This window comes from Blastococcus sp. SYSU DS0753 (assembly GCF_054051175.1).
In genome coordinates, this window is the sequence record NZ_JBJHAT010000011.1 from 16,254 (window position 1) to 42,319 (window position 26,066).

Consider the following 26,066-nt stretch of genomic DNA (forward strand, 5'->3'; position numbering starts at 1 on the left):
TGAGTGCGCATCACGCAGAAGGCCGTCGCCCTCACCAGTCTGCAGGGCCTCAACCGTAACCTCGACGCGTTCGGGAAGCTGCAGCAGCAGCTCACCTCGGGCAAGCTCATCAACGCGCCGTCCGACTCGCCGACCGGTACGAACAAGGCGATGCAGCTCCGGTCGGAGCAGGCCGCGGTCGAGCAGTTCGGCCGCAACATCTCCGACGCCGACAGCTGGCTGTCGATCACCGACTCCACGCTGCAGAACATGCTCGACGTGACCCGGCGGGTCCGGGACCTCACCGTGCAGGGGGCCAGCACCGGCAGCTCGTCCGAGGCCAGCCGGCGGGCGCTGGCCACGGAGGTGGCGTCGCTGCGCGAGAGCCTGCTCGGGCTGGCGAACACCACCATCCAGGGGCGCCCCGTGTTCGGCGGGGTGACCACCGGCACCACGGCCTACAGCGACGCCGGGGTCTTCCAGGGCATCGCGGGGGCCGACGGCGCAGACGTCATGCGGCGGGTCTCGTTCACCGAGGAGGTCCGTGTGGACCTGACCGGGCCGGAGGCCTTCGGGCCGGCCGGGGCCGACCTGTTCGCCCTGGTCGCCCGGATCGCCGACGACCTCGTGAACGACCCCGCCGCCCTGGACCAGGGGCTGGTGGACCTGGACGCGGCGATGAAGCGGATGCTCGGCGGGGTCGCCGACGTCGGTGCCCGGGCGGCGCGGGTCGAGCGCGAGCAGCAGATCAACAGCGACCTCGCGCTCAACCTGGAGACCCAGCTCGGCGGGGTCGAGAACGTGGACCTGCCGAACACCATCATGCGGCTGCAGATGCAGCAGGTCGGCTACCAGGCGGCGCTGCAGGCCACGGCGAAGGCCATCTCGCCGACGCTCATGGACTACCTGCGCTGATGACCATCCTCGCCGACAGCCCCGCAGTGGGCCCGATGACGACGGCGCCGGCTCCGCCCCCGGTGCAGGTGCTGTCGTTCACCGAGCCGCTGCCGGGGTTCCCGGACCACTCCGACTACGTGCTGGTCGCCGGGGACGCCGCCGGGCTGCTCTTCTGGCTGCAGGCGGTCTCGCCGGACGGTCCCCGGTTCCTCGCCGTGCCGGCGCGGGAGTTCTTCCCGGAGTACGCCCCGGTCGTCCCGGCCGACGTCCGGGCCGGTCTGGGTCTGACCGACCCGGCCGATGCCCGGGTCTACTGCCTGGTCAGCGTGCCCGGTGGCGACGTCGCCGAGGCCACGGCCAACCTGCGGGCCCCGGTAGTCGTCGCCCCCGCGACGCACCGGGCGCAGCAGGTCGTGCAGACCGACGGTGCGCATCCTCTTCGTCGGCGCCTGCGCCGATAACCTCAGTGCCGCCGCGTCGGGGACGCGGCCCCGTGCCCGCAGCCGCGGGCACCGCCACGGACGGCCACCCACACACCCATGGAGGGGTACTCGTGCTCACACTCACCCGCAGCGTCGGCGAGACGATCCGCATCGGCGACGACATCGAGGTCCACGTCGTCGAGGTGCGCGGAGGCACCGTGCGACTGGGCTTCAAGGCCCCGCGCGAGGTCACCATCCACCGCGAGGAGGTCTACCGGCAGATCGCCGAGGCGAACCTGCTGGCGGCCCAGGTCACCGCGGACGCGCTCGGCGCGCTGGCGGCGTTCGCGCCCACGGCCCAGTCGGACGCCGACCCCGACGGCGCCGGCGCGGAGAGCCCGCGTCCGGCCGAGGCGGCGCGCCCCGGCGACTGACAGAACTGCACGGCTGTCGGGGGGTGCTCCTCGGCAGTCCGCGCCAATCTGACGGCCCGATGGGGCTGGGCGACCGCGACACGGGCAACTCTTGCCGAAGCTTCGCCCTGACTACTGCGATGGACACAGCGAGTTGTGTGCCGTGTCCGCAGCGTGCATGCGGCAGATTCCTCCCCAGGCAAGTGACAGGGGGCGATCAAGATGGCACGTAACGCATGCACCGCTTCGGTGGCGGGGGACCAGACCGGCGACCAGGAGTCCGTGGTGGTCCACGTGCAGCTGCGACCCCGCCGGGGCGCCACCCGCAAGTGCCTCGCGGCGCTCGCGGCGCTGGCCGCTGAGCACGAGGGCGTGGTCGTCGCGGTCACCGGCCTCAGCAAGGACGACCGCGTCGTCCGGGTGACCGTCGGCGTCGATCTCGGACCCCGGGCAGCGGTGGCGAAGTTCTCGCCGCAGGCCCAGGCGGCGTACGCGTTCGTATCGGCGGTGTTCACCTCGCTCTACGACCACATGCCGGTCTACACGGCCGAGCCCAGCGGTGCCGAGCGCGCCGCGGCTACGACGCTGCTCGAGCACGCCGCCGTCGGTGCCGCCCGTGCCGACGCCCTGGGCGCCGACATGTTCGAGGCGCTGCCCGACGCCTCGGCGCCGGCCTCGCCCGTCCCCGCGCCGCGCCGCCCTGGCCCGGGGGAGCGCATCCCGGCCTGACGGCCTCCCGTGCAGTGCGGGGTGCCGGCCGCCCGGCACCCCCTTCTTCCCCGTAGTGCCCAGGAGTACCGATGCCCGACCGCGTCCCGTTCCCGACGTCCACCACCGACGACCGACCCCGTACCCGCGAGCCCCTCGTCTTCGGGGGGATCCCCGAGGCCGACGGGTGGGCGCTGGCGCCCATCACCCCGCGCGACCGGGTGCACTTCCGGGTGGACCACGAGCTGCCGCTCGACGAGTTCCGCCGGGACCTGCCCGAGGGCGTCACGGTCAGCTACGACCAGGGTGACGGTCTCTACCGGGTGGACGGCGCCTGCGGAACCGCCGCCGTGCTCGCCGACTGGGTCAAGGCCTGGTGTGCCGGCCGGGGCACCACCACCATCGGGCTGCGCGCGGAGACCGGCGTCCGCCGGCGCGCGCCGCGCGACCTGCCGCCGGCCTTCCTCGACGACCTGTGCCGGCACTACGGGCCGGTCAGCCTCAAGCGCCTGCAGCGCAACATGAGCACGATCCGCCTGCACCTGCCCGACCCCGACGACCTCGGCCAGCAGGTCTACGAGTGGATCCTCAAGGCGGTCGCGCAATACGACGAGAACAAGTCCGTTCCGTTCGGTGCCTTTTTGGCCACCCAGCTGTCCAAGTGGGTGCACGACCTGGGGCGCAACGCCCACGGGCGCACCGCGGCCGACACCGAGCACAAGCAGCAGAAGGCGATCGCGGCGTTCATGGCGGAGCACCAGCGCCGCCCCAGCGAGAAGGAGCTCGCCGCCTACATGGGGCAGAGCGTCGCCACCTTGCGGCGCAACTCCCAGACCGTCGCCACGCTGAACGGGCTGCGGAACCTGCAATCGCTGGACGGGGCGCCCGAGGCCACCGAGATCCTGCTGCCCGACTCCTCCGAGGCGCCGGACGAGATCATGGGGGAGGCCGAGCAGACGCTGCTCTCCCACGCCCTCACGGCCGCGTGCGCTCCCGACCCGGACGCCCGCCGCGATCAGCGGGCCGGCCAGCCCAACGTGCTCGGCTGGGCGACCTGGTACCTGACGACCTGGGGTGGGCGGACCAAGACCCAGCTGTCGGCCGACCTCAACACCTCGGTGCGCAACATGAACGTCTACGCCGACCGGGTCGAGAAGGCGCTCAAGGACCGGCTGGCCGAGCTCGCGGACTGAGGAAGGACCCCGGCCCTCGCACCCCGCGCAGACGCGGGGCGAGCCACCGGACAAGGCCATCGAGATCCCGTGATCTCGGCCGTCGCCCCGCAGGGGAGCGGTCGAGATCACGGGATCTCGGCATGTGCGCCGCGCAGAGCGGTGACGTGCGGGGCGGGGTGGCGTGGGCGGACACGCCCGGGAGAATCGAGCCGGAAAAGGACCCGTCGGCGGGTCGAAGTCGGTCCGAGCCTGCCGATATCCACCTCGTGACACCCCGCCCGAGGAACCGCCGCCCGGCCCATGCGCCGGGCCCGGGGCCCAGGGCGTGGTACCGGAGCGGTGCCCGGTGAGCGCGCTGCCCGCGGGCGACGCCGGGTGCCCGGCGCTCGTGCCGCACTGGCTGGACGCGACCGCCCGCGAGCTGCTCGCCGCATCCGTGCGCACCGCCCTGGACGACAGCGCCGTTCACCCGGTGGCCAGCATCCACCTGCACGACGTGCTGACCGAGCTGCACGTGGCCGCCGCGCGCGAGGCGGTCTGGCCCGCCTCCACCGCACGGGTCCGCCTGGCCACCGGGTGGGACGAGGACGTCCTCCCCGTCCGGCTCAGCCGGGCCGAGCTCGCCGCGGTCCTCGGCCTGCCGGCGCTGCCGGCCCGGCTGCGCGGCCTCCTCGGTGCCGGGGACCGCCCGTGACCCCCGGACCGTTCGGCACCACCTCGTCCACGCGTCTGCTGCAGCGGTTCCGGACCACGCCCGTCGACGTCGTCGACCTGCACGACGTGGCCGCGCAGCTGCTGCCGCGGCTGTCCTCGCAGCGCCTGCGCCTGGGGCTCGTCAGGCGACCGGGTGCGGGCACCGTGCTGCACGTCGAGGAGGACGAGCGGGTGCAGCGGGTGCCGCTGACCGACCTCGCCGAGGACATGAGCCGGGCGGGGATCCCGGGCACGACCGCGGGCATCGCCGCTGCGCTGGGCACGTGGGTGGCCCGTCGGCCCGTGACGGACGCGGCCGCCGCCGGCGAGGGGATCGCCGTGCTGGACTGGTCGGACCGGTCCGAGACGGCGGTGGGCTGGACCGTCGTCGTCGTGCGCGGTGAACTCGCCGTGCCCTGGGTCCCCTCACCGGCGGCGCGCACGGTCGAGCTGCACCGTGTCCGCTCCGCGGCGACCGGCCGGGCCCACGAGGTGTCACCGGAGCTGCGCGTCGAGGGGCCGTTGGCGCTGTGGTCGCACCGCGCGGTGCCGGTGCTCGCGTCGGCGGCCCTGGTCGCCCCGGAGCTGATGCGGCAGCGCATCGCTGCCGCGGGCCTCGCGCTGCCCGACATGCACGTGGTCGTGACCCCGCACCGGCCGGTGGTCTGCGCGGATCCCGGGGTGGCCCGACGGCTGGCCGGGCAGGCCAGCGAGGCCAGTGTGACGCTGCCCTGGCGGGACGTCGTCGACCTGCCCTGGATCTGAGCACCGCCGGCCGCCCGTCGCTCAGGAGATGTAGCCGTACTCCCAGTGCCAGGGCTCGGGCTTCTCCGCACCGGGCCGGGCCCACTCCGGCTGCACGAAGCCGAAGCGCGCGGCGTTGGCCGTCATCCAGTTCCACTGCGGGGTGTGGGCCACGTTGATCCCGCCGCCGAGGTCGATCGCCAGCGCCCAGCCGTGGTTGGACGTCCCGGGCACGGCCGCCAGGGTGGGCTTGGCGTAGTAGGCCGCCACCTGGCCGCCGAAGGAGCGGTAGGAGTCGGTGAGGTGCAGCGGGGTGCCGAACTCGGCGGTGAAGGCGGCGTCCAGCTGGGCGTAGGCGGCGGCCGCGTCGCACCGCAGCGCGTGCCCGGCCACCCCCAGCCGGCACAGCGCCTCGGCCGGGATCCGGCCGTTGGACCAGCCGCCCCACGCCGGGCTCACGGGGCCCGGCGCCGGAAGGGGAGCGCCGCACGCGCCGGTCCCGCCGCCGGCGGGGAGCGCCGGGCTGGGCTCGACCGGGCGGGGCAGGGTCACCCGTACCGCCGACGAGCCGGCCGCCATCGAGCGGACGGCCACCTGGTAGGAGGCGGCGGAGGCGCCGATGACCTGCCCGTCGCCCAGGTAGATGCCGACGTCCTGCCCGCCGGGGGCGAAGACCAGGTCGCCGATCTGCACGTCGCGCGCCGGCACCGGTGCGCCGGTTGCCCACTGGGCCGCGGGGTCACCGGGCAGGGCGTACCCGGCCAGCAGCCAGGTGCCGGCGGTGAAGCCACCGCAGTCGTAGGTCTCCGGCCCCGCGGTCCCCGCGACGAAGGGCTTGCCGAGCTGTGAGAGGGCGTTGCTGACCGCGGCCACGGTCTCGGCCGGCAGCACCGTCACCGGTTCGCTGCCGATGACGGCCCAGGCCACGCCCGGGATCGGCCGGCCGTCGGCGTCCAGTGCCGGGGACAGGCCCGGGGGGAACGTGGCGGCATCGGCCAGCGCGGCAGCCGGCGGCGGCACGAGCCCCGCACCGGCCAGGCGCCCGAGGTAGTCCTGCCAGCGCCGCGTGGCGGCCTCGTTGCGCTGCTGCTGGGGACCGGCCGCGGGGATCGCCCCGAGACCGGCGAGCCGGCCGGTGACCTCGGGGGGGAGCTCGCCCACCTCGTCGCGCACGGCGGCGAGGACGCCGGCGGCGCGCTGTTCGGCGACCCGCAGGGCGGCGCGGGCGTCCGCCACGCGGGAGGAGGCTGCCTGCAGCCGGGCGGCGGCGCGCTCCGCCCGGACCACGCTGCCCTCCAGCGCCCGCCCGGCCCGGTCGGCGATGGCCACCCGGGTGAACGTCGCGGAGGTGGTAGCGGGCCGGTCGAGGTCCAGGCCGAGCACCGGGTACCGGCTGGTGCCGTCGGCCCGGTAGAGCTGCGCCGCGCCGGCGCCGACGGCGTGCCGCATGGTGGCGAGCTCGGCGCGCACCGCGTCCTCGGCGGTCAGCGCGTCCGTCAGCCGGTCGCGGGCCCGTCCGGCCTCGTCGGCCAGCCGGTGGTAGCGGTCCGCCTGCTCCAGCAGGGAGCTGCGCGCGGTGAGCGCCAGCGCGGTGGGATCGAGGGCCGAGCCGCCACCGTCGGGCGACTGCGTCCCGGGCAGCAGCACCGCCAGGGCGGCCGGGATGAGGAGGGCGCTGGTGGCGATGACGCCGAGGCGGGCCGACCAGCGGGAACCGGGACGCCGGGTGCCGCCGGTGCGCCGCCGTCGGCTGGGGGTGCGTCGAGTCGCGGCCCGGCCGGTGGCGGGGCGCCCACGGCCGGCCGCGGACCCGGGCGCCGGGCGCCGCGCGCCGGCGCCACCAGAGCGGCTGCCGGTGCTACCGGAGCGGGTGCCGGTCCCGCCGGAGCGGGCGGCGACGGCCGCCCGGGCCGCGGCCAGCTGCTCGGGCGTGACGCCGGGGCGGGCGGCGGCCGCCTGGCGCAGGGCCAGCGCGTCGCGCAGTGCCGCGGCCTGCGCCGGGGTCAGGGGCGGTCGGGCCGGGGAGCGCTTCCCGCCGCTCGCGCTGCTGCGGGCCGACGAGGTGCGGGCAGCCGACGACCGGGGGGCGGTACGGGTGCCGGCCGCGGTGCGGCCGGCGCTGGTGGACCGCGCGGTGCGCGGGGCAGCCGCACGCCCGGGTGTCCGCGAAGCAGGCACTGCGTCCCCCGGGCGATCTCGTCGTGACGGATGGGGCTCCTGGTGCTGCTGTGGTCAGGAGCTCTCCGCACATCCATCGACACGCCGGGGGAGGTGCTTGAAGAACGAGGGGGAGGGGATCACCCGTTCGGGGTGGGGTGAACCTGGGGGGAGTCGCCGAGCAGGCGGCTCAGGGCGCCCACCAGGCGCCGTGCCGGTGTTCCAGGGGGATCCGCAGCTCGCCGCCGTCCTCTGTGGAGACGACGAACTCCAGCTTCGTGATGCGGACGGGCGGGCCGTCGCCGTCGGGCTCCAGCAACCGGCCGGTCGCCAAGGGCATGGGCGGCAGGACGAGGAGGTCCTCGTCGGGGAGCTCGGCCATGCGCGGTCCTTCCGAGAGCGGGGTCGCACCCACCGTAGGGATCGCGCCCGGGGACGCAACGGGCCGGGTGACCTGGAGGGTCACCCGGCCCGGTCAGGCCCCGTAACGGGCCGGCGAGGGACGAGGGGCGGGGTCCTCGCTCAGCGCGCGTCGAGGGGGACGTAGTCCCGTTCGGTCGCGCCGGTGTAGAGCTGCCGGGGACGCCCGATCTTCGTGCTCGGGTCGGCGATCATCTCGCGCCACTGCGCGATCCAGCCGGGCAGCCGGCCGAGCGCGAACAGCACGGTGAACATGCGTGTCGGGAAGCCCATCGCCTGGTAGATCAGCCCGGTGTAGAAGTCGACGTTCGGGTAGAGCTTGCGCTGGATGAAGAACTCGTCCTTCAGCGCGATCTCCTCGAGCTGGCGCGCCAGGTCGAGCAGCTCGTTGTTGCCGCCGAGCTTGTCGAGCACCGTGTCGGCCGTCGACTTCACGATGGCCGCGCGGGGGTCGTAGTTCTTGTACACCCGGTGGCCGAAGCCCATGAGCTTGACGCCGGGCTCCTTGTTCTTCACCCGCTCGACGAAGCGCGGGATGTCCCCGCCGTCGGCCCGGATCGCCTCCAGCATCTCCAGCACCGACTGGTTGGCCCCGCCGTGCAGCGGGCCGAAGAGCGCGTTGATGCCGGCGGAGACCGAGGCGAACAGGTTGGCGTGCGAGGACCCCACCAGCCGGACCGTGGAGGTCGAGCAGTTCTGCTCGTGGTCGGCGTGCAGGACGAAGAGCATGTCCAGCGCCTTGGCCAGGTCCGGGTCGACGTCGTAGGGCTCGGCGGGGAAGCCGAACGTCATCCGCAGGAAGTTCTCCACCAGGCGCAGCGAGTTGTCCGGGTACAGGAACGGCTGACCGACCGACTTCTTGTACGCGTACGCGGCGATCGTCGGCAGCTTCGCGAGCAGGCGGAGCGTGCTGATCTCCACGTGGTCCTCGTCGAAGGGGTCCAGCGAGTCCTGGTAGAAGGTCGACAGCGCGCTGACGGCCGAGGAGAGCACCGGCATGGGGTGCGCGTCCCGCGGGAAGCCGTTGAAGAACTGCTTGAGGTCCTCGTGCAGCAGCGTGTGGCGCCGCAGCTTCTGGTCGAAGGCGGCCAGCTCGTCGGCGGTCGGCAGCTCGCCGTAGATCAGCAGGTAGGTGACCTCGAGGAAGCTGGACTTCTCCGCGAGCTGGTCGATCGGGTAGCCGCGGTAGCGCAGGATCCCCGCATCCCCGTCGATGTAGGTGATCGCCGAGGTGCACGAGGCGGTGTTCACGAAGCCGATGTCCAGCGCGACCTTGCCGGTCGTCGCCAGCAGCTTGCTGGTGTCGAGGCCCGGCGCGCCCTCCGCGGCCGGAACCTCCCGGAGGGGAAGCTCGCCGCCACTCCAGCGCAGGGCTACGTCGTCGGTGCTCGCTGATTCGCTCATCAGATCGGCACGTTACTGGTTGCCGAGAGGTCGCGGGAGGCTGACGGGCGTGTCCCGCCGGCGTGCCGCGGTCGGTGCCAGGGGCGGGGCCCTCGGCGGGGGGATGAGGTTCGAGGCCGGTGCCGGTCACCGGGGGAACGGCGTCCCCCGACGGGGTACCGGTCACGCTCCGCCGTCAGGACGGCCGCACAGGTCGGGCGAACACGTTCACCTGGCCGAGGTAGCCGGCCGGCAGGGGGAAGGGCAGCACCTGGCCGTCGCTCTCGGCGAGGGCGCTGAACTCGAAGTCCCCCGCGCGGCTCAGCAGCGCGATCGACTCCTCCTGCGTCCAGCCGTGGTCCGCCGCGGCCACGGGCGTGTACTCGTAGACGACGGTGGGCCGGACCGCGGCGATGAACTCCAGGGCGCCGCGGAGCACGCTCGGTTCATGGCCCTCGACGTCGATCTTGACCAGCGTGACGCGGTCGAGCTCGCCGGCCGCGTGCAGCGTGTCCAGCCGGACCGCCGGGACGGTCACCTGCCGGCACTCGTTGAGCAGGCTGAAGGAGTGCCGTCGCGCGGAGGCGATCGCGCTGTTGCCCGGGGTCGCGTTGAAGACCAGCGGGCCGTCGGTGTCGCTGACCGCGGCGTTGCAGAGAGTCACGTTCGCGGCGTCGTTGAGCGCCATGGTGGAGGCGGCCAGCCGCATCGTCTCCGGCGAGGGCTCGAAGGCGAGGACCTGGCCGGACGGCGCCAGGTGCGCGGCCATGCTCGCCGCCACCACGCCGATGTTGGTGCCCACGTCGACATAGTCGCCCGGACGCCGGGAGAGCTCGCTCCGGAGCGCGTCGATGAGGGTGCTGTTGCACGCCGGGTCGACGGCGTGCAGCGCAGACGGCCAGTCCCGGGCATCCCCGAGGTACCGGATGCCGCCGGCCTGGGTGCCGGTGAAGTACCGCCGGTCCGCGGGGACGCCGGCGCGGCTGCGCTCGAAGTCCTGGACGAACCGACCGTCCACCCGGGAGACCAGGTCGGTGCGGCGCCCCGAGCGCTGGAACTCCGCCTCCGTCAGCGCTGCCCACATGGCGCTGTGGTCCCCGATCTGCCCCTGCAGGTCGGCGAGGACCTCCCGGCAGTCCGCGAGGCGGAGCCGGCTCAGCGCCGGCTGGTCCGCGCCGGCGCTGACCGGGAGGTCGAACACCCAGGTCGCCAGGGCGCGTCCGTCGTGCCACCAGCGGTGGCGGGGGACGACGGCCAGCCACGGTTCGGGCAGCAGCATCGCCGGGTCGTCGGCGGTCACCAGCTCCAGGTCGATGTCCGGTCCGGCGGCGAGGGCGGTCTCCAGCAGCGGGACGGCGCGGTCGAGGTCCGCCTCGGGCACCGCCACCATGGCCTGCTGGGCCACCCCGGCCGCCAGGACCTCCCGGAGGGCCTGCACCGTCGCGCCCACCTCCGCCGGGTCGAGGACGGGAGCGGCCAGGGCGACGGGGTACTCACGCGTCCAGACGTCCAGCTCCTGCGCCAGCCGCTCCCGGACGGCGGGGCCGTGCGCCCGCTCGGGCAGGCCCAGGGAGCGGGTCTCCGGCGTCGGCCGGAGGAGCTCCACGAGGGCGGCCACCGACAGGTGGGCGGCCTCGAGCGCGGCGCCGTGGTCGGGGGTGTCGATGAGCTGGTGCACCCGACCCGCTGCCTCGAGCAGGGCCCGGGCCTGGGCCCGCCGTGCGTGCCCCGGCCCGGCCAGGAAGCCGTTGCGCGCGCCCCAGTCGGCCAGCCGCGACCAGTCGCGTTCGCCCCGGCCGACGTAGCGCGGGTTGGACGAGTTCTGCCCGCCGTGGGAGCGGAACCGGCTCAGGGAGCGGGGGGTGTAGTAGGCCGGGCCCTTGGCGAGCAGGTGCAGCCAGAGCTGGACGTCGTTGAGCACGTCGACGGTGCGGCCGTCGATCATCCAGAGCTCCTCGGGGTCGACCTCCTCGCGGCGGAACAGCACCGTGGTGGGCTCACCGATCACGTTCGCGCAGTTCAGCAGGACGAGGTCGCCCAGCGGCGGGCCCTCGACCAGTCCCGGCCGGTCCATCAGCTTGGGGAACTCGTGGCCGGGCACGGGCTTGCCGTCCTCGCCGATCAGCACCCGGTGGGAGAAGGCCATCGTCGCCTCGGGGAAGGACTCCAGGCCGCGGACCAGCTCACGGACGCAGTCGGTCCCGAGCACGTCGTCGTGCATGAGGAACTTGATGTACTCACCCCGCGCCTCGGCCAGCAGCCGACGGGGGTTCTCCAGCGGGCCGATGTTCGGGTCGAACCGGAGCACGCGGACCCGTGCGTCCTCGGCCGCTACCGACGCCAGGATCTCGGCCGTGCGGTCGGTCGACCCGTCGTCGCCGACGATCACCTCGATGTTGCGGTGGCTCTGCCCGAGCGCGGACCGCAGGGCCGCCCGGAGGAACCGTTCGCCGTTGTACGTCGGTACGAGGATGCTCACCAGGGGATCGGTCGGGACGGCGGCGTCCGGGTCGCGTCCGGCCGCCCGGGCGGCCTCCAGGACGCGGCGCCTGGTCTCCAGCTGCGCGTCGACGCCGTAGGCGCGCCGGGTCGTCCGCAGGCCGGCCTGGGCGATCCGGCGCACGCCGTCGGGCTCGGACACCATGTCGAGGATCCGTGACGCGATGTCGGCGGCGTCCGCGCGCGGCATGTGGATGTCACGGCCGTCGGTGTAGAGGCGGTTCTGGTCCAGCGGGTCGGTCGCGACCAGCGCGACCCCGCACAGGGCCGCCTCGACGCAGGAGCCGGTGGGGAAGCCGTCGAAGGCGCCGGGGGCGAGCCGCCCCGGCGCCGTCGGGGAGACGATGACGTCCATGCCCTCGTAGAAGGCGCGCAGCTCGGGAGTGCTCAGCGTGGCCGTGAAGCTCAGGGGGAGATCCGAGTCCTCCGCGCCGACGTCGGCCGGACCGAACCCACCGACGACATGGCCCCGGACGGGGAGACCGGCGTCCGTGAGCCGGCGCATGGTCTGCAGGAAGACCGGCCATCCCTTGTCCGAGCCGTCGGAGGTGTAGCGGAACGCGACGAAGCAGATGTCCAGGAGGGGCTTCCCGGTGCCGAAGTAGTTCGTGCGCAGCCCCGGACCGGGCCTGAGGTAGCCGGGGTCGACGGTCACGCCCAGGATCTCGGTGACCGGGACGGACCCGCCGGTCCTCGCGGTGACGAGCTCGGTCACCACCGGCTGGGTCGTGATCACGTGCTTGAGCTGTGGTGAGGCGAGGACCCGCTTCAGCATCCGCTCCGTGCGAGGCGTGCCCAGGTTCAACCCACCGCCCGGGTACAGCGTCAGCACGAACGGCAGCCCGTCTCGCTCCATGTCCGCCAGGAAGTGCGCGGCGTTGTTGAGGAACATCACCGACGCGCACTCGAACTCCGCGAACCGGCGGGTGTCGTACGGCGAGATCTGCCGGTGCGTCTCCGGGTGGAGGGTCGCGTACTCGGCGACCAGCGGCCGTAGGTCCGAGACCGTCGTCATCACCTCGGCGACGACACCGTGCCGGAGCATCCAGTCGAACTCCGCGATCCGGAACCCGGTTCCCTTGGTGGGGAAGTAGTCGTCGAGCACCACGATCCCGCGGGCCCCGTCCGGTGCGGCCACGGAGGCCGGGGGCTCGGCGGCCGACTCGTCCGCGGGATCGTCCGAGGCGCCGGTGGCCGCACCCAGCTCCCGGACGACGCCGGGCGCCAGCAGGTGCAGGTGGCCCGACACGAGGGAGCCCACGCGCTCCCGGGGCGCCCGGTGCGCCGGCGCGGCGCCCGGCAGCAGTCCCACCGGCCCGTAGCCGCTCACGGCCAGGGCGATCAGCCAGTCGTGGTCCGTCGTCTCGAAGATCTCCGGGTGGAGCCGTTCCAGCACCTCGGCCCGGTACGTGGCGCGGCTCCACGTCACCGCGACGTCCCGCTGCACCAGGCGCCCGGCGGTTGCCTCGACGTGGCCGCCGCGGTCGCCGTCGTGGCCGGGTGCGCCCGTCGCCGCCATGGACAGGTGCGGGTGCGTGTCCAGCAGCTCCACCTGACGCCGCAACTCGTCGGTCGACGACCACTCGTCGTCGCCTGCGAGCACGGCGACGTAACGGCCGCGGCACGCGGCGAACCCGCGGTGGAGGCCCAGCGCGGCGCCGGGCTCGGTCTCGCCGGTGACGACACGCACCTCGACGGCCACCCGCTCCGACCACGCCGCGACCCCCGGCCGCGTCCGGTCACCGGACGCCTCGTCGACGACGACGACCTCGATGGCCTCGTCGAGCCGCTGGCTGCGGACGGACTCCAGCGCGCGCTCGAGGAGCTCGCCGTCGTCGTGGTTGACCAGGAGCACGCTCACACGGGGAGCAGTCATGCGCGGTGTTCGCCTTTCGAGGAGCAGGGCGGGAGGACGGCGAGGACGCGGTCCCCGCGCTCGTCCCGGGAACGGAACGGGCACGGGGGGAGCCCGGGGCGCGTGGGTCCGGGGCGGGTGGGTCGCGGTCGGCCAAGATGGGTCTGGACACGTCCGAGGGGCGGGCGAGGTCGGACAACCCTGGGGTGGCAGTGCGACGACTGGTCGTGATGGGCGCGGGCGGGCACGCGCGCGAGGTGCTCGACGTGCTGGAGTCCCTCCCCGACGCGCCGGCCCAGGAGCGGACGACGGTCTTCGCCGAGCCGGGGTGGACCACCGCGGTGGCAGCGGCGCTGGTCCGGGACCGGGGCTACGAGCTGGTCGAGGCCTTCCCGGTGGACGCCACCCACTACCTCCCGGCGGTCGGTGACCCGGCGCTGCGGCGACGGTTCGTGGCGCTCGCCGAGGGCCGGGGCCTGGAGCCGGCCCAGGCGGTGAGCCCGCTGAGCACCGTCCCGGACGCCGTGCGGACGGCGCCCGGCCTGGTGATCTTCCCCCGGAGCCACATCAGCACGAACGTCGCGCTCGGTCGCCACTGCCAGATCAACACGGGCTGCTCGCTGAGCCACGACGTCCGGCTCGGCGACCAGGTGTCGTTGAGCCCCGGCGTGCTGCTGGCGGGCGGGGTCGTGGTCGAGGACGACGTGTTCCTCGGGATCGGCGCCGTCGTGCTGCCCGACCGCCGGATCGGGCGCGGTGCCGTGGTGGGTGGGGGAGCGGTGGTCGTCCACGACGTCGCCCCGGGGACGACGGTCGCCGGCAACCCCGCGCGCCCGCTGGGTCCCGGCTGAGCGCACCGCGCGCTCGGCCACGACCGGCAGCGCTGGATTCACGGCACCGCTCGGGGCGCGGTCACCGCAGCGCTGCCGGTGCGCTCCGCCACGCTGTCTGCCAGTGTCTCCCGGGGGTGCGGGATGCCGTCCACGACGGCGGGAGTGGTCGCCGGCCGGGGCCGGACGCGGCTGCCGGCGCCTCGCGGCGCCGTCGTGACGGCGCTGCGCACCAGGTCCCGGATCCGCTCCAAGGCGTTCGCGCTGATGTCGTTGGCCATGGGGAGGCCGACGATCCGCTGGGACAGCGACTCGGTGACCGGCAGGTCGCCCACCCGTCGGGTGGACGCGAGCGCCGGGAGCTGGTGCATCGGTGGGTCGAAGTACGCGCGGACCTCGATCCGGGCGTCGTGCGCCTTCTGCATCAGGTGGTTGCGCGTCTCCGGGGTGGGCAGCGCGGCCGGGACGAACTGGAACGTCGACCCCGCGGAGCCCGCCTGGAACGCGACGCCGGTGGGTTCGAGCTCGGCGCGCAGCCAGGCGGCCGCCGCGCGGCGGTGGGCCAGCACCTCGTCGAAACGGTCGAGCACCGCCAGGCCCACGGCTGCCGTCAGCTCCGGCATCTTGCCGTTGATCCCCAGGTGCCCGGTCACCGAGCGGGTCTGGTCGAACCCGAAGTTGATGAGCTCGCCCAGTGCGTCGAGGACCGCAGCCGAGCGGGAGGTGACGAGGCCGCCCTCGCCGATCGCGAACGGCTTCGTGGCGTGGAAGCTGAAGACCTCCGCGTCACCCTGGTCGCCGAGCGGGCGGCCGTCCTCGTCGACGGCGCCGAACCCGGCCGCGGAGTCGACGACGACCGGCACGCCCAGGTCGAGCGCCGCGGCGGCCAGGGAGGTGCGGCGCGCCCGGCTGGGGGCGGTACCGAAGGTGGAGCACTGCAGCACCCCGGCGAGGGCGCCGCGCAGGCCGCGCAGCCGGGCGAGCGACTCCCGGGAGGGCTGCCAGTCGTCCGGGTCGATGTCGACGAACACCGGCTCGAACCCTGCCCAGACGACCGCGTTGACGCTGGCGACGAAGGTGAACGAGGGCACCGCGACCAGCCTGCGCTCGCCCTGCGGGGTGCCGAGGCAGGCGCGCAGCGCCACCATCAGCCCGGACGTCGCGTTGTTCACCGCCACACCGGGGTGCTCGAGTCCCAGGCGGTCGGCGCACGCCCGCTCCAGCCGCGCCACGCACGGACCGCCGTTGGAGAACCAGCGAAGCCGCTCGGCCTCGGCGAACCAGGGCTCGACCTCGCGCAGGCCGGGCAGCTCGGGAGCCTGGAATCGGATCAGCTCGTGTGCGACCACCGGGTGCGCTCCTCACGTGACAGGGCCCGCCCGGGGCGGACACCCGTGGCGCCCGCCGACGGTCCCGACGGCGTGCCCGGCTCGGGTGCTGTGGAGCGCGCATCGACCACACGGGGGCCGGGGGAGCTCCGGGCGGGGTTCTCCCGGCCCGACTCCGGACGGGAGGATCCTCACCCCCGCGACGGGCCGTTCCCTCCCGCGACTCGCCGTCACGGTTCGGTTGCGCAGCGACTCGAGGGCTCGGAGATGCCACCGGCCTCAGGAGTCCCAGCCGTCCCGGGCCGGCGCCGCGCCGGCCCGGGACGGTCCCTGGGTCAGGGGTGGGTCATGGAGAGGACGTCGAGAGCCTCGTCGAGCTGGGCCTCGGTGAGCTTGCCCTGCTCCACGTAGCCGCGCTCGACGACGACCTGGCGGATCGTCTTCTGCTCGGCCAGCGACTGCTTGGCGACCTTGGCCGCCTCCTCGTACCCGATGTACTTGTTCAGCGGCGTGACGATCGAGGGGGAGGACTCGGCGTAGGTGCGGCACTGCTCCACGTTGGCGGTGATGCCGTCGACGCACCGGTCGGCGAGCAGCCGGCTGACGTTGGCCAGGAGCCGGATCGACTCGAGGATGTTGCGGGCCATGAGCGGCAACGTCACGTTGAGCTCGAAGACGCCGGTGGTGCCCGCGTAGGTGACCGCGGCGTCGTTGCCGATCACCTGGGCGCCGACCTGGATCACCGCCTCGGGGATCACCGGGTTGACCTTGCCCGGCATGATCGAGCTGCCCGGCTGCAGGTCGGGGAGGGCGATCTCGCCGAGCCCCGTGCGCGGGCCGGAGCCCATCCAGCGCAGGTCGTTGGCGATCTTGATCAGGCCGACGGCGATCGTCTTCAGCTGGCCCGAGCCCTCGACCAGCGCGTCGCGGGAGCTCTGCGCCTCGAAGTGGTTGCGGGCCTCCGTCAGCGGCAGCTCCATCTGACCGGCCAGCTTCTCGATGATCGCGGCGGCGAAGCCGGGCGGGGTGTTGATGCCGGTCCCGACGGCGGTGCCCCCGAGGGGCAGCTCGCCGATGCGCGGCAGCGAGGCCTCCAGCCGCTCGATCCCGTAGCGGACGGCGGCGGCGTAGCCCCCGAACTCCTGGCCGAGGGTCACCGGGGTGGCGTCCATGAGGTGGGTGCGGCCGCTCTTCACGACCTCCGCGAACTCCTCCGCCTTCCGCTCGAGCGAGGCCTCGAGGTGCCGCAGCGCCGGGATCAGGGTGGCGACGATGGCGCGGGTGGCGGCGATGTGGATCGCCGACGGGAAGACGTCGTTGGACGACTGCGAGGCGTTGACGTGGTCGTTCGGGTGCACCGGCGCGCCGAGGGACTCGGTGGCCAGCGAGGCGATGACCTCGTTGGTGTTCATGTTGCTCGACGTGCCCGAGCCGGTCTGGAAGACGTCGATCGGGAAGTGCGCGTCCCAGTCGCCGCGGGCCACGGTCCCGGCGGCCTCGGTGACGGCGTCGGCGATCGACCGGTCGAGGACGCCGAGGTCGGCGTTGACGGCGGCCGCCGCTCCCTTGATCGCCGCGAGCGCCCCGATCAGCTCCCGCTCGATGGGCGTGCCGGAGATGGGGAAGTTCTCGACGGCACGCTGGGTCTGCGCCCGCCACTTGGCCCAGGAGGGAACGCGGACCTCTCCCATGGAGTCGTGCTCGATGCGGAAGTCGGGGGTGTCCTGACCGCTGCCGTCCTGCGCTGCGCCGTTCTGCTGGGCCACGCTGTGCTCCCGGTGGTGTGGATGGTGACAGTGCTCCGCACGGGACCCTAGACACCCCTGGGGGTCCCGGTCGGTCCCGCCCTCGCGCGGGCCGCCGAGGAGAGGGGTGCGCGCCGCAGTGCTGTGCGCTGCCACGGTGCCGAGCCGGCACGAGCCCCCGAGGAGGGCCCCATGTCCCAGCCGCCCCCGACGCCGGACGCCGGCGTTCCGTCGTCCCCGCAGCAGCCGGGCGATCCGAGCTGGCCGGCTCCGGCGGCGGACTGGCCGGCGCCGGGTGCCCAGCCGGTGCCGGACTGGGCGTCCGCCGCCGCCTGGCAGCCGACGCCGGCGCCGCTCGCGCCGGCCCCCGCTGCCGCGCCGTCGCACCGTGGCCGCTGGGCGATCGCGGGCGCGGCGGTGGGGGGGCTGGCCGTGGGGGCCGCGGCGACCACGCTGCTGCTGAGCGCCGTGGTGCTGGGTGGCGCGGAGGACGTCGGCCGGGCCGTGGCGGCGGAGCTCGGCCCGGCGCTGACCGACGGCATCCGCGAGGGGATGGTCGAGGGTTCGCGGGCGCAGATGGAGGACGCGGGCGAGTACCTGGACGAGGAGATGGGCGGCTGGTACGCCGGCGCGCCGGGCGGGGCCGTCGAGGAGTCCCCGCCGGTGGAGCCCGGCGACCTCGGGCCGGACCCGATCCTCGACGCCTACGCGCAGGGCTGCTTCGACGGGGAGCTGCAGGCCTGCGACGACCTGATGTACGAGTCGCCGCCCCTGTCGGCCTACGAGCAGTACGCGAGCACCTGCGGGGGCCGGGTCAAGGCCTACACGGTGATGGCCTGCACCGAGCTGGGCTGAACCGAGCTGGGCTGGACCGGGACCTGCGCGGCGATCTCCTCGGCTAGCGTCCCGGTGCGTGAGCTCTCCCGAGGACCCGTCCCCTCCACCGGCCGTGCGTGTCTCCGACGCCGAACGGGAGGCGGTGGTGGCGCAGCTGCAGACGGCCGTCGGCGAGGGCCGCATCGACCTCGACGAGTTCGGGCAGCGCGCGGAGGCGGCCTACGCGGCGATCACCCGTGCCGAGCTCGACCAGCTGGTGGCCGATCTGCCGCCCGACGCCTCGCCGCGCGTGGAGATCGTGGGGCAGCGTGCGGCCGAAGAGGTGTCGAGCGTCTTCGGTGACATCACGCTGACGGTCGCGACGACCCCGCCGCAGCGGGCCGGCACGGTCTTCGGCGACATCCGCATCGACCTGCGCGGTCTGCGGACCGGCGCCGACCGGATCGACCTGACGCTCAGCACCGTCTTCGGCGACATCGACGTCATCCTGGCCGAGGGGGTGGACGGGGAGATGCACGGCGGGACCGTCTTCGGCGACCGCAAGGTCGAGCTGGCACCGGTGCCGAGGCTGGCGGGTACGCCGCTGGTCGTCGTCCACGCGAGGACGATCTTCGGTGACCTCCGGCTGCGCAGCCTCGCCCCGGGGGAGTCGGCGAGCCGGTGGGCCGCGCTGATGGAGCGACTCGCCGGTCGCCCGGGACAGCCGCCGCAGCCCCCGCCGCCTCGTCCGCCCTTGCCCTGACCGGCACGGCCTGGCCCTGCTGCAGGGGCCCGCCGCGAGCCCGCGAGCGGTGGGGGCAGCAGGGTCCTCTTTCAGTCCTCGCGGTCGAAGGGCACGGCGGAGTAGGCGCGCAGCTTCTCCAGCGAGTGCAGGCTGTCGATCGAGCGGATGGTGCCCGACCGGGAGCGCATGACCAGCGACTGGGTGGTGCACCCACCGGCGCTGTAGCGGACCCCGCGCAGCAGCTCGCCGTCGGTGATGCCGGTGGCCACGAAGAAGACGTCGCCGCGCACCAGGTCGTCGATGTGCAGGACGCGGTCGAGGTCGTGCCCGGCGTCCAGCGCCTTCTGCCGCTCGTCGTCGTCCTTGGGCCACAGCCGGCCCTGGAGCGCGCCGCCCATGCACTTGAGGGCGCAGGCGGTGATGATCCCTTCGGGCGTGCCGCCGATGCCGAGCAGCAGGTCCACTCCGGTGCCCTCGCGGGCGGCGGCGATCGCGCCCGCGACGTCGCCGTCGGTGATGAACTTGATCCGCGCCCCGGCCTCGCGCACCTCGTGCACCAGCTGCTCGTGCCGCGGGCGGTCGAGGATGCAGACGGTCACGTCACCGACCGAGCTGCGCTTGGCCTTCGCGATGCGCCGGATGTTCTCGGCGACCGGCGCGGTGATGTCCACGACGTCGGCCGCGGCCGGGCCGGTGGCCAGCTTCTCCATGTAGAAGACGGCCGACGGGTCGTACATGGCGCCCCGCTCGGCGACCGCCATGACGGCGATGGCGTTGGGCATGCCCTTGGCCATCAGCGTGGTGCCGTCGACCGGGTCGACGGCGACGTCGCACTCCGGCCCCTGCCCGTCCCCGACCTGCTCGCCGTTGTAGAGCATCGGCGCCTCGTCCTTCTCGCCCTCGCCGATCACGACGACGCCCTTCATGCTCACCGTGCCGATGAGCGCGCGCATCGCATCGACGGCCGCGCCGTCACCACCGATCTTGTCGCCGCGGCCCACCCAGCGACCGGCCGCCATGGCGCCCGCCTCGGTGACCCGCACGAGCTCCATGGCCAGGTTGCGGTCGGGCGCCGGTCGATCGGCGCTGAACGGGCGCCCGGAGGCCGGGGAGACGGGGGCGTCGGGGAAGGGGAGCGACACAGGACCTCCTGGAGAAGGACCCCGTCCTCCCCACCCCTCGTGAGCTCGGGGTGGGGCCCGGGACGGAGCCGGGGCGACCCTGCGACCGGCCGCTCCGGCAGAACCGGATCGACAGGAGGCCGCACGGGCGCTGGGCGGCGGTGGGGGGAGAGCTCACCTGCGATCCTAGGGGCATGACCGGATCCGGCCCTACGAGCCAGCGTCCCCAGCACCCCGATGACGTGGCCGGGCCCGAGGCCGAGGTCCCGCCGCCGTCGTCCGCCGCCGAGCGGGCCAACCGGATGAGCGCGGCGAACATGCTCCGCTCGCTCGTCCCGCTCGTGGTCATCTGCCTGCTGATCGTGGCCTGGCAGGCCTTCCGCAACAACCCGGACGACCCGGTGCGGGAGATCGACCCCACGAGCACGCTGCGGCTGGCCGAGGCGGAGTCGGAGTACGCCCTGCTGGTGCCCTCGCTCGGTGAGGACTACCGCCCGACGAGCGTGCGCACCGATGCCGGCACCGGCCCCGAGGGGGCGCCGGTCACCGTGCAGCTGGGGTACGTGACGCCGGCGGGTGACTACGCCGGATACGTGGTGAGCGACGACGCGGACGCCGACGCCGTCGACGCCGTGCTCGACGGCGCGACGGAGGACGGCGGGGCGGAGATCGACGGCGAGCGGTGGACCCGGTCGACGACGCAGCGGGGCGAGACGGCGTTCTCGCGGGTCGCCGACGGGGTCACGCTGGTCGTCACCGGCTCGGCCGCGGACGACGAGCTGCGCGAGGTGGCCGCGGCGGTCGCCCCCTTCCGGGGCTGACCCGCGAGGGGGTACAGCGTGCGACGCAGGTCACGAGAGGGTGACGCCCCGGTGCGTCGCGGGCCGGGACGGCCGGCAGGGGTGACGCTGTCGGGCATCAGCCACTGACCCGACCGTCCACGAGGAGACCCCGGATGCCGCCACACGAGGAGTGCCCCCGTAGTGATCACCGGGCCCCGGCCGAGGGTGGGTCGTGCGCCTGCGGCATGGTGACGCGCATCCCCGCCGCCCCCGCCGGGGTGGACGTGCGGGACGTGCTGGCCCGCTGCCTCGACGAGGGGGCGGTGGGGTCTTCCGCGCTCCAGCAGCGGGTCGACCGGGTGCTGGCGGCCTTCGCCGAGGCCGGCCTGGTGATCGCCCCGGACGCCGGCGTGCGTTCTCCCGCCTGAGCTCCTCCGTCGCGGGCCGTCGCGGCAGTGCGCGCCGGCCGAGGAGCCGCTCAGGGCTCCTCGCCGGGCGCGGCGGCGGCCAGGCGCTCGCGGGCCCGGTCGAGCCAGTGCTGGCAGACCCGGGCCAGATCCTCCCCGCGCTCCCAGAGGGTCAGCGACTCCTCGAGGGTCAGGCCGCCGGCCTCCAGCCGCCGCACGACGTCGGCCAGTTCCTCCCGGGCCTGCTCGTAGGTGGTCGTCGGCTCGGGGGTGCGCTCGTCGGCGCTCATGCGGGGTCCTCCTGGACGGTGGTGGCTTCGGTGCCGGGGGAGGCGGTCGCGCTCCGGTCGACGCGGACGGGGAGCCGGCCGCCGGCGACCCGCACCCGCAGCAGCTCGCCGTCGGCCACGTCGCCGGGATCGCGCACCAGCGCGCCGTCGGCCCGCTGCACGACGGCGTAGCCGCGGTCCAGCGTCGCGGCCGGGGAGAGGGCGGCCACCCGTGCCCGGGCGTGCTCCAGGTCGCGCTCCGCCGCCTCGACGCGGTGGGTGAGCGTCCGGCGGGCGCGGGTGCGCAGGCCCTCGACGTCGTCGGCCCGGCCGTGCAGCAGCCGGTCGGGGGAGGCGAGCGCCGGCCGGGTCCGGACCGACTCCAACCAGCGCTCCTGCTGCTCCAGCCGGGCGGCGACCAGGTGCCGGGCGCGGGCGCGAAGCCCGTCGACGAGCCGCCGCTGCTCACCGATCTCCGGCACGATCCGGTGGGCGGCGTCGGTAGGGGTGGCGGCCCGCACGTCGGCGGCGTGGTCGACGAGCGTCGTGTCGGTCTCGTGGCCGACGGCGGTGACGACCGGGGTGCGGCAGCCGGCGACGGCGCGCACCAGGCCCTCGTCGGAGAAGGGCAGCAGGTCCTCGACCGAGCCGCCGCCGCGGGCGATCACGATGACCTCCACGGCCGGGTCGGCGTCCAGCTTCCGCAGCCCCTCGATGACGTTCGCGGCCGCCTGTGGCCCTTGCACGACGCAGTGGTGCAGCGCGAAGCGCACCGCCGGCCACCGCCGGCGCGCGGTCACCAGCACGTCCCGCTCGGCGGCGCTGTCCCGGCCGGTGATCAGCCCCACGACGCCGGGTGCGAAGGGCAGCGGCCGCTTACGGGCCACGGCGAAGAGGCCCTCGGCGGCCAGCAGGCGGCGGATCCGCTCGATGCGGGCGAGCAGTTCACCCAGCCCGACGGCGCGGATCTCGGTGGCCCGCAGGGAGAAGGAGCCGCGGGCCACGTAGTAGTCGGGCCGGGCCCGCACGATGACGCGGGCGCCCTCGGTGAGCTCGAGGCCGGGGCGTTCGGCGACCTCGCGGTGGCAGGTGACCGGCACCGACAGGTCGGCCGCCGGGTCGCGCAGGGTGAGGAACACGGTGGCCGCACCGCCCCGCCGCGACAGCTGGGCGACCTGCCCCTCGACCCAGACCTCGCCCAGCCGGCCGATCCAGTCGGCCACCTTGCGAGCCACCGTGCGGACCGGCCACGGCGACTCGGGGGACGACGGGGCGGTCATGACCTGAGGGTGTCAGACGGCACCGACACCCCCTGGGCTGCCCCCGCACCGATCCGACCGGGGCAGGGGCCGTCCCTCAGGTGCCCCGCGGGGCCAGCGGGCTGGCCTCGACCGCCTGCTCCTCGAGCTTCTCCAGCCGGTTGCGCAGCATCCGCAGGTACGGCTCGCGCGCGCGGGTGGCCTGCTCGTAGGCCAGCAGGTCGGAGACCGTGTTGAGCTGGTAGCCGCGAAGACGGCCGCGCAGCTGGGCGATCGAGAAGCTGTCGTAGCCGTCGACGGGGGCCGCCCCGGCGGCCTGGGCGCCGGACAGCTCGCTGCCGCCCTGGGGGTCGTCGGTCGGTGCGGCGGAGCCCTCCCCGACGGCGCCGACGGCCGCTCCCTCGTCGATCGCGGCGTCGGTCCCGGCGGTGTCGGTGCCGCCCACGTCGGTCCGCACACCGGTGGCGGCGGCGACCGGGCTGCCGCTCTCGTCCACGGCGACGTCCGGGCCGGCGTTCGTGCCCGTCGCGGCGGTGGCGGTGCCGTCGGTGGCCGCGACCGTCTCGTCGGTGCCGGCGCCTTCCTGCGGCTCCTCGACGACGGCGATGCCCTCGTCGGTGACCGCCGCGTCGACGGTCGCCACCTCGCCGCCGGCGGTGAGCACGTCGACGCTCTCACCACCTTCGGGCTGCTCGGCAGCAGCCGCCGGAGCGGGCTCGGACTCCAGCAGCGCCCGCTCCAGGGCGCCGGCGTCCTCGGTGACCACCGCGTCGTCGGCGGCGAGCGCGTCCGCGGGCCCCTGGTCCAGCGGGTCGGTGTCGGGCACCTCGGGGACGACCTCGTCGATGGCGAGCTCGTCGAGCACCTCGTCGGTGCTCGGCGCCTCCTCCACCGGCAGGTCGGTGAGGGCCTGCTGGGCCTCGTCCGCGCCGTCGGCGAGCTCCTCGAGGCCGTCGGCGAGGTCCTCCACCAGCTCCTCCCCGAGGTCGTCGATGGCGGCGACCACCGCGTCGGCGGCCGGGTCGTCGGGGAGCTCGGCCACCTCCTCGTCGGTGATCGTGCCGCCGTCGGCGGCCCGGTCGAAGGCGGAGCCGCGGTAGCCGGTGGGCGGCTCCACGTCGTCGTCGAAGGTCGCCAGACCGGGCTCCGCCTCGCCGCGGAGCCCGACGAGGAGCTCGTCGCCGCGGGCGACGAACCCGGCGTAGGTCTGCTGCACCTTCATCGCGTGCTGCATCGCCATGCCGATCACGCGCACGGGAAGGCCGGGCAGGGTCTCGGGGAGCTTGCGCGCCTCGTCGAGCACGGTGGCCGCCAGACCGGCGGCGGCGCGGACAACCTCGGGGATCTCACGGGCCATGCTGCACAGCGTGCCCCAGAACGCCCCGCCCGACACCCCCGACCAGGGATGATGCGCCTGTAGGAGGGATGCGGCTGGTCACATCCGTGTCCGGGGCCACCCGTGCACGCCCGCCCGGCGGCCCTCACCCACCTACCATGGGCCCATGGCTGAACAGCGCGGACGTGTCCTGCTGGCCGATCCCCGGGGGTACTGCGCCGGCGTGGACCGGGCGGTGGTCGCCGTCGAGCGGGCGCTGGAGATCCACGGCGCCCCGGTGTACGTCCGCAAGCAGATCGTCCACAACAAGCACGTCGTCGCGACGCTGGAACGGCGCGGGGCGATCTTCGTGGAGGAGACGGACGAGGTGCCCGAGGGGTCGGTCGTCGTCTTCAGCGCGCACGGCGTCTCCCCGGCGGTGCACCAGGAGGCGGCCGACCGGCATCTGCGCACCATCGACGCCACCTGCCCGCTGGTCACGAAGGTGCACCAGGAGGCCAAGCGGTTCGCCCGGGACGACTACGACATCCTGCTGATCGGCCACCGCGGCCACGAGGAGGTCGAGGGCACCTCCGGCGAGGCCCCGACCCACATCCAGCTCGTCGACGGGCCCGAGGACGTCGCGAACGTCCAGGTGCGCGACCCGGAGAAGGTCGTGTGGCTGTCGCAGACCACGCTGTCGGTCGACGAGACCCTGGCCACCGTCGACCAGCTGAAGAACCGGTTCCCGGGGCTGCAGTCGCCGCCCAGCGACGACATCTGCTACGCCACGCAGAACCGGCAGCAGGCCGTGAAGCAGATGGCCGGCGAGTGCGACCTGGTCCTCGTGGTGGGTTCCACGAATTCGTCGAACTCCGTGCGGCTGGTGGAGGTCGCCCTGGAGGCCGGCGCCCGCGCCAGCTACCTGGTCGACTACGCCGCGGAGATCGACGAGGCCTGGCTCGAGGGGGTCGGCACCGTCGGCGTCACCAGCGGTGCGTCGGTGCCCGAGATCCTGGTGAGCGAGGTGCTGGACTGGCTCGCCGTCCGCGGTTACCCCGACGTGGGGACGGTGAAGGCCGCCGAGGAGCGGCTGGTGTTCGCGCTGCCGCACGAGCTGCGCCGGGCAGAGAAGGCGAAGCGGGACACCACCGACTGAGCACGCCCGCCGGCCTCAGCCGACGCCACCCCCGAACGTCCAGTCGTTGCTGCTGGGGGAGCCGTGGGATGGGGCGCCGTGCCTCGTCGACAGGTGCGGGGCGTCCGACCGGCCGCTGCGCCGTTGGCGCCGCACGACGATCAGTGCCAGGACTGCGAGGAGGGCGCCCCCCGCGGCCAGCCAGAGCAGCAGCTCCATGACGTCGTCCTCCTCCATCCCCGGCCCACCGTCGGGGCGAGCGTGTCAGGGCGGCTGTAGGGCCGCCGTGGTCAGCGGCGGGTGACCAGCCGCACGACGCTCAGCAGGAGGGCGATCGCGGTCGCGACGGCCATCGTCGGGAACCCGCGGACCAGCAGGGTCGCCATGGTGGGCAGGTTCAGCGTCGCCGAGGGGGCGAGGACGATGTTCACGACCGCGACCAGCGTGAAGACCAGTGGCGGCGCGACGATGACGGTCAGCAGGTCCCGGCGCCGGACGAGCAGGGTGGCCGCCGAGACCCCGATCGCCAGCGCGACCAGCGTGATCAGACCCAGGCCGATGCCGAAGAACGAGTCGACCGCACCGCCGGCGAGGGTCAGCAGGAAGACGCCGAGCACGGCGAGGGAGCCGCGCAGCCGACTCCCCGGTGCGGCGGCGGGCGACGCGGTCTGCGCACGGCCGCGCTCCTGCGCGGGGCGCCCAGCGCTCGGCCGCGGCGGGCCGGGCTCGCGACGGCGGGGACCGGCCGGCTGTGACCGGTCATCCGCGTACTCGCGCTCGGCCGCGCGCAGGCGTTCGCCGGCGCGACCGGGTGCGGGTGCGCCGGCACGGGACGGGCGCGCGGGGCGGGCCGGGCGGTCGCTGGCGACGGGGGGACGCGGTGCGCGTGCGGGGTACGGCCGATCGGGCCGTCCTCCGCTCTGCCATGCGCCCGCCGTGCTCGCCGTGGCCATGGCGCACCTCCGT

Annotated in this window: 25 protein-coding genes; 13 read left to right on the forward strand and 12 right to left on the reverse strand. The window is 74.6% G+C overall.

The genetic code is table 11. The features are described 5' to 3' along the window. Nucleotides 1–3 precede the first annotated feature (3 nt). The 7 genes from flgL (at nt 4) to ACI799_RS10670 (ending at nt 5,052) form a co-directional block, all read left to right on the forward strand. Nucleotides 4–894, forward strand: coding sequence for a flagellar hook-associated protein FlgL (gene flgL, locus ACI799_RS10640; RefSeq protein ID WP_456590954.1), 891 nt, complete (start codon nt 4–6; stop codon nt 892–894). Continuing rightward, on the forward strand, nt 894–1,337 hold the full coding sequence (gene fliW / locus ACI799_RS10645) for a flagellar assembly protein FliW (RefSeq protein ID WP_456613049.1): 444 nt from the start codon (nt 894–896) through the stop codon (nt 1,335–1,337). Before flgL ends, fliW begins: the two co-directional genes overlap by 1 nt. A 92-nt stretch (nt 1,338–1,429) precedes the next feature. After that, on the forward strand, nt 1,430–1,732 hold the full coding sequence (gene csrA / locus ACI799_RS10650; RefSeq protein WP_456590952.1) for a carbon storage regulator CsrA: 303 nt from the start codon (nt 1,430–1,432) through the stop codon (nt 1,730–1,732). Between the two features lie 201 nt (nt 1,733–1,933). Further along, a complete protein-coding gene (locus tag ACI799_RS10655; RefSeq protein WP_456590951.1) occupies nt 1,934–2,440 on the forward strand; it encodes a hypothetical protein in 507 nt (168 codons plus the stop codon). A gap of 71 nt (nt 2,441–2,511) precedes the next feature. After that, complete coding sequence (locus ACI799_RS10660; protein WP_456613050.1) at nt 2,512–3,612, forward strand: flagellar biosynthesis protein FliA; 1,101 nt, start codon at nt 2,512–2,514, stop codon at nt 3,610–3,612. Nucleotides 3,613–3,940: 328 nt separating this feature from the next. Continuing rightward, nucleotides 3,941–4,288 carry a hypothetical protein gene (locus tag ACI799_RS10665; RefSeq protein WP_456590949.1) on the forward strand — a complete coding sequence of 116 codons (348 nt, stop codon included), beginning with the start codon at nt 3,941–3,943 and terminating at the stop codon, nt 4,286–4,288. Next, nucleotides 4,285–5,052, forward strand: coding sequence for a hypothetical protein (locus ACI799_RS10670; protein ID WP_456613051.1), 768 nt, complete (start codon nt 4,285–4,287; stop codon nt 5,050–5,052). Before ACI799_RS10665 ends, ACI799_RS10670 begins: the two co-directional genes overlap by 4 nt. Before the next feature lie 21 nt (nt 5,053–5,073). Here the strand turns inward: ACI799_RS10670 and ACI799_RS10675 are convergent, their stop codons facing one another. From ACI799_RS10675 to ACI799_RS10690, 4 genes are all read right to left on the reverse strand, one after another. Then, nucleotides 5,074–7,209: an NlpC/P60 family protein gene (locus ACI799_RS10675; RefSeq protein ID WP_456590947.1), complete on the reverse strand. Its 2,136-nt coding sequence runs from the start codon at nt 7,207–7,209 to the stop codon at nt 5,074–5,076. 169 nt (nt 7,210–7,378) lie between these two features. Beyond that, the gene (locus ACI799_RS10680) at nt 7,379–7,570 is read right to left on the reverse strand and encodes a hypothetical protein (RefSeq protein ID WP_456590946.1); all 192 of its coding nucleotides are present in this window, start codon (nt 7,568–7,570) and stop codon (nt 7,379–7,381) included. Between the two features lie 140 nt (nt 7,571–7,710). Then, on the reverse strand, nt 7,711–9,012 hold the full coding sequence (locus ACI799_RS10685; RefSeq protein ID WP_456613052.1) for a citrate synthase: 1,302 nt from the start codon (nt 9,010–9,012) through the stop codon (nt 7,711–7,713). A gap of 175 nt (nt 9,013–9,187) precedes the next feature. Next, a complete protein-coding gene (locus ACI799_RS10690; protein ID WP_456613053.1) occupies nt 9,188–13,366 on the reverse strand; it encodes an FkbM family methyltransferase in 4,179 nt (1,392 codons plus the stop codon). Nucleotides 13,367–13,551: 185 nt separating this feature from the next. On the opposite strand from ACI799_RS10690, the gene ACI799_RS10695 reads away from it, so the two are divergent. Continuing rightward, nucleotides 13,552–14,196: a NeuD/PglB/VioB family sugar acetyltransferase gene (locus ACI799_RS10695; protein ID WP_456613054.1), complete on the forward strand. Its 645-nt coding sequence runs from the start codon at nt 13,552–13,554 to the stop codon at nt 14,194–14,196. A 38-nt stretch (nt 14,197–14,234) separates the two neighbouring features. Here the strand turns inward: ACI799_RS10695 and ACI799_RS10700 are convergent, their stop codons facing one another. Further along, a complete protein-coding gene (locus tag ACI799_RS10700) occupies nt 14,235–15,524 on the reverse strand; it encodes a DegT/DnrJ/EryC1/StrS family aminotransferase (RefSeq protein WP_456613055.1) in 1,290 nt (429 codons plus the stop codon). Nucleotides 15,525–15,838: 314 nt separating this feature from the next. Further along, a complete protein-coding gene (locus ACI799_RS10705; protein ID WP_456613056.1) occupies nt 15,839–17,269 on the reverse strand; it encodes a class II fumarate hydratase in 1,431 nt (476 codons plus the stop codon). Between the two features lie 171 nt (nt 17,270–17,440). On the opposite strand from ACI799_RS10705, the gene ACI799_RS10710 reads away from it, so the two are divergent. Together ACI799_RS10710 and ACI799_RS10715 are read left to right on the forward strand one after the other, a co-directional pair. After that, nucleotides 17,441–18,103, forward strand: coding sequence for a hypothetical protein (locus tag ACI799_RS10710; RefSeq protein ID WP_456590943.1), 663 nt, complete (start codon nt 17,441–17,443; stop codon nt 18,101–18,103). A 58-nt stretch (nt 18,104–18,161) separates the two neighbouring features. Next, on the forward strand, nt 18,162–18,827 hold the full coding sequence (locus ACI799_RS10715) for a DUF1707 domain-containing protein (protein ID WP_456613057.1): 666 nt from the start codon (nt 18,162–18,164) through the stop codon (nt 18,825–18,827). A 71-nt stretch (nt 18,828–18,898) separates the two neighbouring features. On the opposite strand, the gene glpX is transcribed toward ACI799_RS10715, so the two are convergent. Beyond that, nucleotides 18,899–19,951, reverse strand: a complete 1,053-nt coding sequence (gene glpX / locus ACI799_RS10720) for a class II fructose-bisphosphatase (RefSeq protein WP_456590941.1) — start codon at nt 19,949–19,951, stop codon at nt 18,899–18,901. Nucleotides 19,952–20,124: 173 nt separating this feature from the next. On the opposite strand from glpX, the gene ACI799_RS10725 reads away from it, so the two are divergent. Beyond that, nucleotides 20,125–20,751, forward strand: coding sequence for a DUF4245 domain-containing protein (locus tag ACI799_RS10725; protein ID WP_456590940.1), 627 nt, complete (start codon nt 20,125–20,127; stop codon nt 20,749–20,751). A 206-nt stretch (nt 20,752–20,957) separates the two neighbouring features. Continuing rightward, nucleotides 20,958–21,140, forward strand: a complete 183-nt coding sequence (locus ACI799_RS10730; RefSeq protein WP_456590939.1) for a hypothetical protein — start codon at nt 20,958–20,960, stop codon at nt 21,138–21,140. 50 nt (nt 21,141–21,190) lie between these two features. On the opposite strand, the gene ACI799_RS10735 is transcribed toward ACI799_RS10730, so the two are convergent. The 3 genes from ACI799_RS10735 to ACI799_RS10745 all read right to left on the reverse strand — a co-directional run bounded on the left by ACI799_RS10735 (nt 21,191) and on the right by ACI799_RS10745 (nt 24,004). Further along, a complete protein-coding gene (locus tag ACI799_RS10735) occupies nt 21,191–21,409 on the reverse strand; it encodes an exodeoxyribonuclease VII small subunit (protein WP_456590938.1) in 219 nt (72 codons plus the stop codon). Continuing rightward, nucleotides 21,406–22,668, reverse strand: coding sequence for an exodeoxyribonuclease VII large subunit (gene xseA / locus ACI799_RS10740; RefSeq protein WP_456590937.1), 1,263 nt, complete (start codon nt 22,666–22,668; stop codon nt 21,406–21,408). Before xseA ends, ACI799_RS10735 begins: the two co-directional genes overlap by 4 nt. A gap of 76 nt (nt 22,669–22,744) precedes the next feature. After that, nucleotides 22,745–24,004, reverse strand: a complete 1,260-nt coding sequence (locus ACI799_RS10745; RefSeq protein WP_456590936.1) for a hypothetical protein — start codon at nt 24,002–24,004, stop codon at nt 22,745–22,747. A 145-nt stretch (nt 24,005–24,149) separates the two neighbouring features. Between ACI799_RS10745 and ACI799_RS10750 the strand changes: the two genes are divergently transcribed. Further along, the gene (locus ACI799_RS10750) at nt 24,150–25,121 is read left to right on the forward strand and encodes a 4-hydroxy-3-methylbut-2-enyl diphosphate reductase (protein ID WP_456613058.1); all 972 of its coding nucleotides are present in this window, start codon (nt 24,150–24,152) and stop codon (nt 25,119–25,121) included. A 15-nt stretch (nt 25,122–25,136) separates the two neighbouring features. Here the strand turns inward: ACI799_RS10750 and ACI799_RS10755 are convergent, their stop codons facing one another. Beyond that, a complete protein-coding gene (locus tag ACI799_RS10755) occupies nt 25,137–25,337 on the reverse strand; it encodes a hypothetical protein (RefSeq protein WP_456590934.1) in 201 nt (66 codons plus the stop codon). A gap of 53 nt (nt 25,338–25,390) precedes the next feature. Next, nucleotides 25,391–26,053, reverse strand: coding sequence for a DUF6542 domain-containing protein (locus ACI799_RS10760; RefSeq protein ID WP_456590933.1), 663 nt, complete (start codon nt 26,051–26,053; stop codon nt 25,391–25,393). Between the last annotated feature and the right edge of the window lie 13 nt (nt 26,054–26,066).

Coding starts and splice junctions, on each gene's coding strand:
- fliW (WP_456613049.1), top strand. CDS start 894: ATGACCATCCTCGCCGACAGCCCCGCAGTGGGCCCGATGACGACGGCG.
- ACI799_RS10655 (WP_456590951.1), top strand. CDS start 1,934: ATGGCACGTAACGCATGCACCGCTTCGGTGGCGGGGGACCAGACCGGC.
- ACI799_RS10660 (WP_456613050.1), top strand. CDS start 2,512: ATGCCCGACCGCGTCCCGTTCCCGACGTCCACCACCGACGACCGACCC.
- ACI799_RS10680 (WP_456590946.1), bottom strand. CDS start 7,570: ATGGCCGAGCTCCCCGACGAGGACCTCCTCGTCCTGCCGCCCATGCCC.
- ACI799_RS10685 (WP_456613052.1), bottom strand. CDS start 9,012: ATGAGCGAATCAGCGAGCACCGACGACGTAGCCCTGCGCTGGAGTGGC.
- ACI799_RS10690 (WP_456613053.1), bottom strand. CDS start 13,366: ATGACTGCTCCCCGTGTGAGCGTGCTCCTGGTCAACCACGACGACGGC.
- ACI799_RS10710 (WP_456590943.1), top strand. CDS start 17,441: ATGTCCCAGCCGCCCCCGACGCCGGACGCCGGCGTTCCGTCGTCCCCG.
- ACI799_RS10725 (WP_456590940.1), top strand. CDS start 20,125: ATGACCGGATCCGGCCCTACGAGCCAGCGTCCCCAGCACCCCGATGAC.
- ACI799_RS10730 (WP_456590939.1), top strand. CDS start 20,958: ATGGTGACGCGCATCCCCGCCGCCCCCGCCGGGGTGGACGTGCGGGAC.
- ACI799_RS10735 (WP_456590938.1), bottom strand. CDS start 21,409: ATGAGCGCCGACGAGCGCACCCCCGAGCCGACGACCACCTACGAGCAG.
- xseA (WP_456590937.1), bottom strand. CDS start 22,668: ATGACCGCCCCGTCGTCCCCCGAGTCGCCGTGGCCGGTCCGCACGGTG.
- ACI799_RS10745 (WP_456590936.1), bottom strand. CDS start 24,004: ATGGCCCGTGAGATCCCCGAGGTTGTCCGCGCCGCCGCCGGTCTGGCG.
- ACI799_RS10750 (WP_456613058.1), top strand. CDS start 24,150: ATGGCTGAACAGCGCGGACGTGTCCTGCTGGCCGATCCCCGGGGGTAC.
- ACI799_RS10755 (WP_456590934.1), bottom strand. CDS start 25,337: ATGGAGGAGGACGACGTCATGGAGCTGCTGCTCTGGCTGGCCGCGGGG.
- ACI799_RS10760 (WP_456590933.1), bottom strand. CDS start 26,053: ATGGCCACGGCGAGCACGGCGGGCGCATGGCAGAGCGGAGGACGGCCC.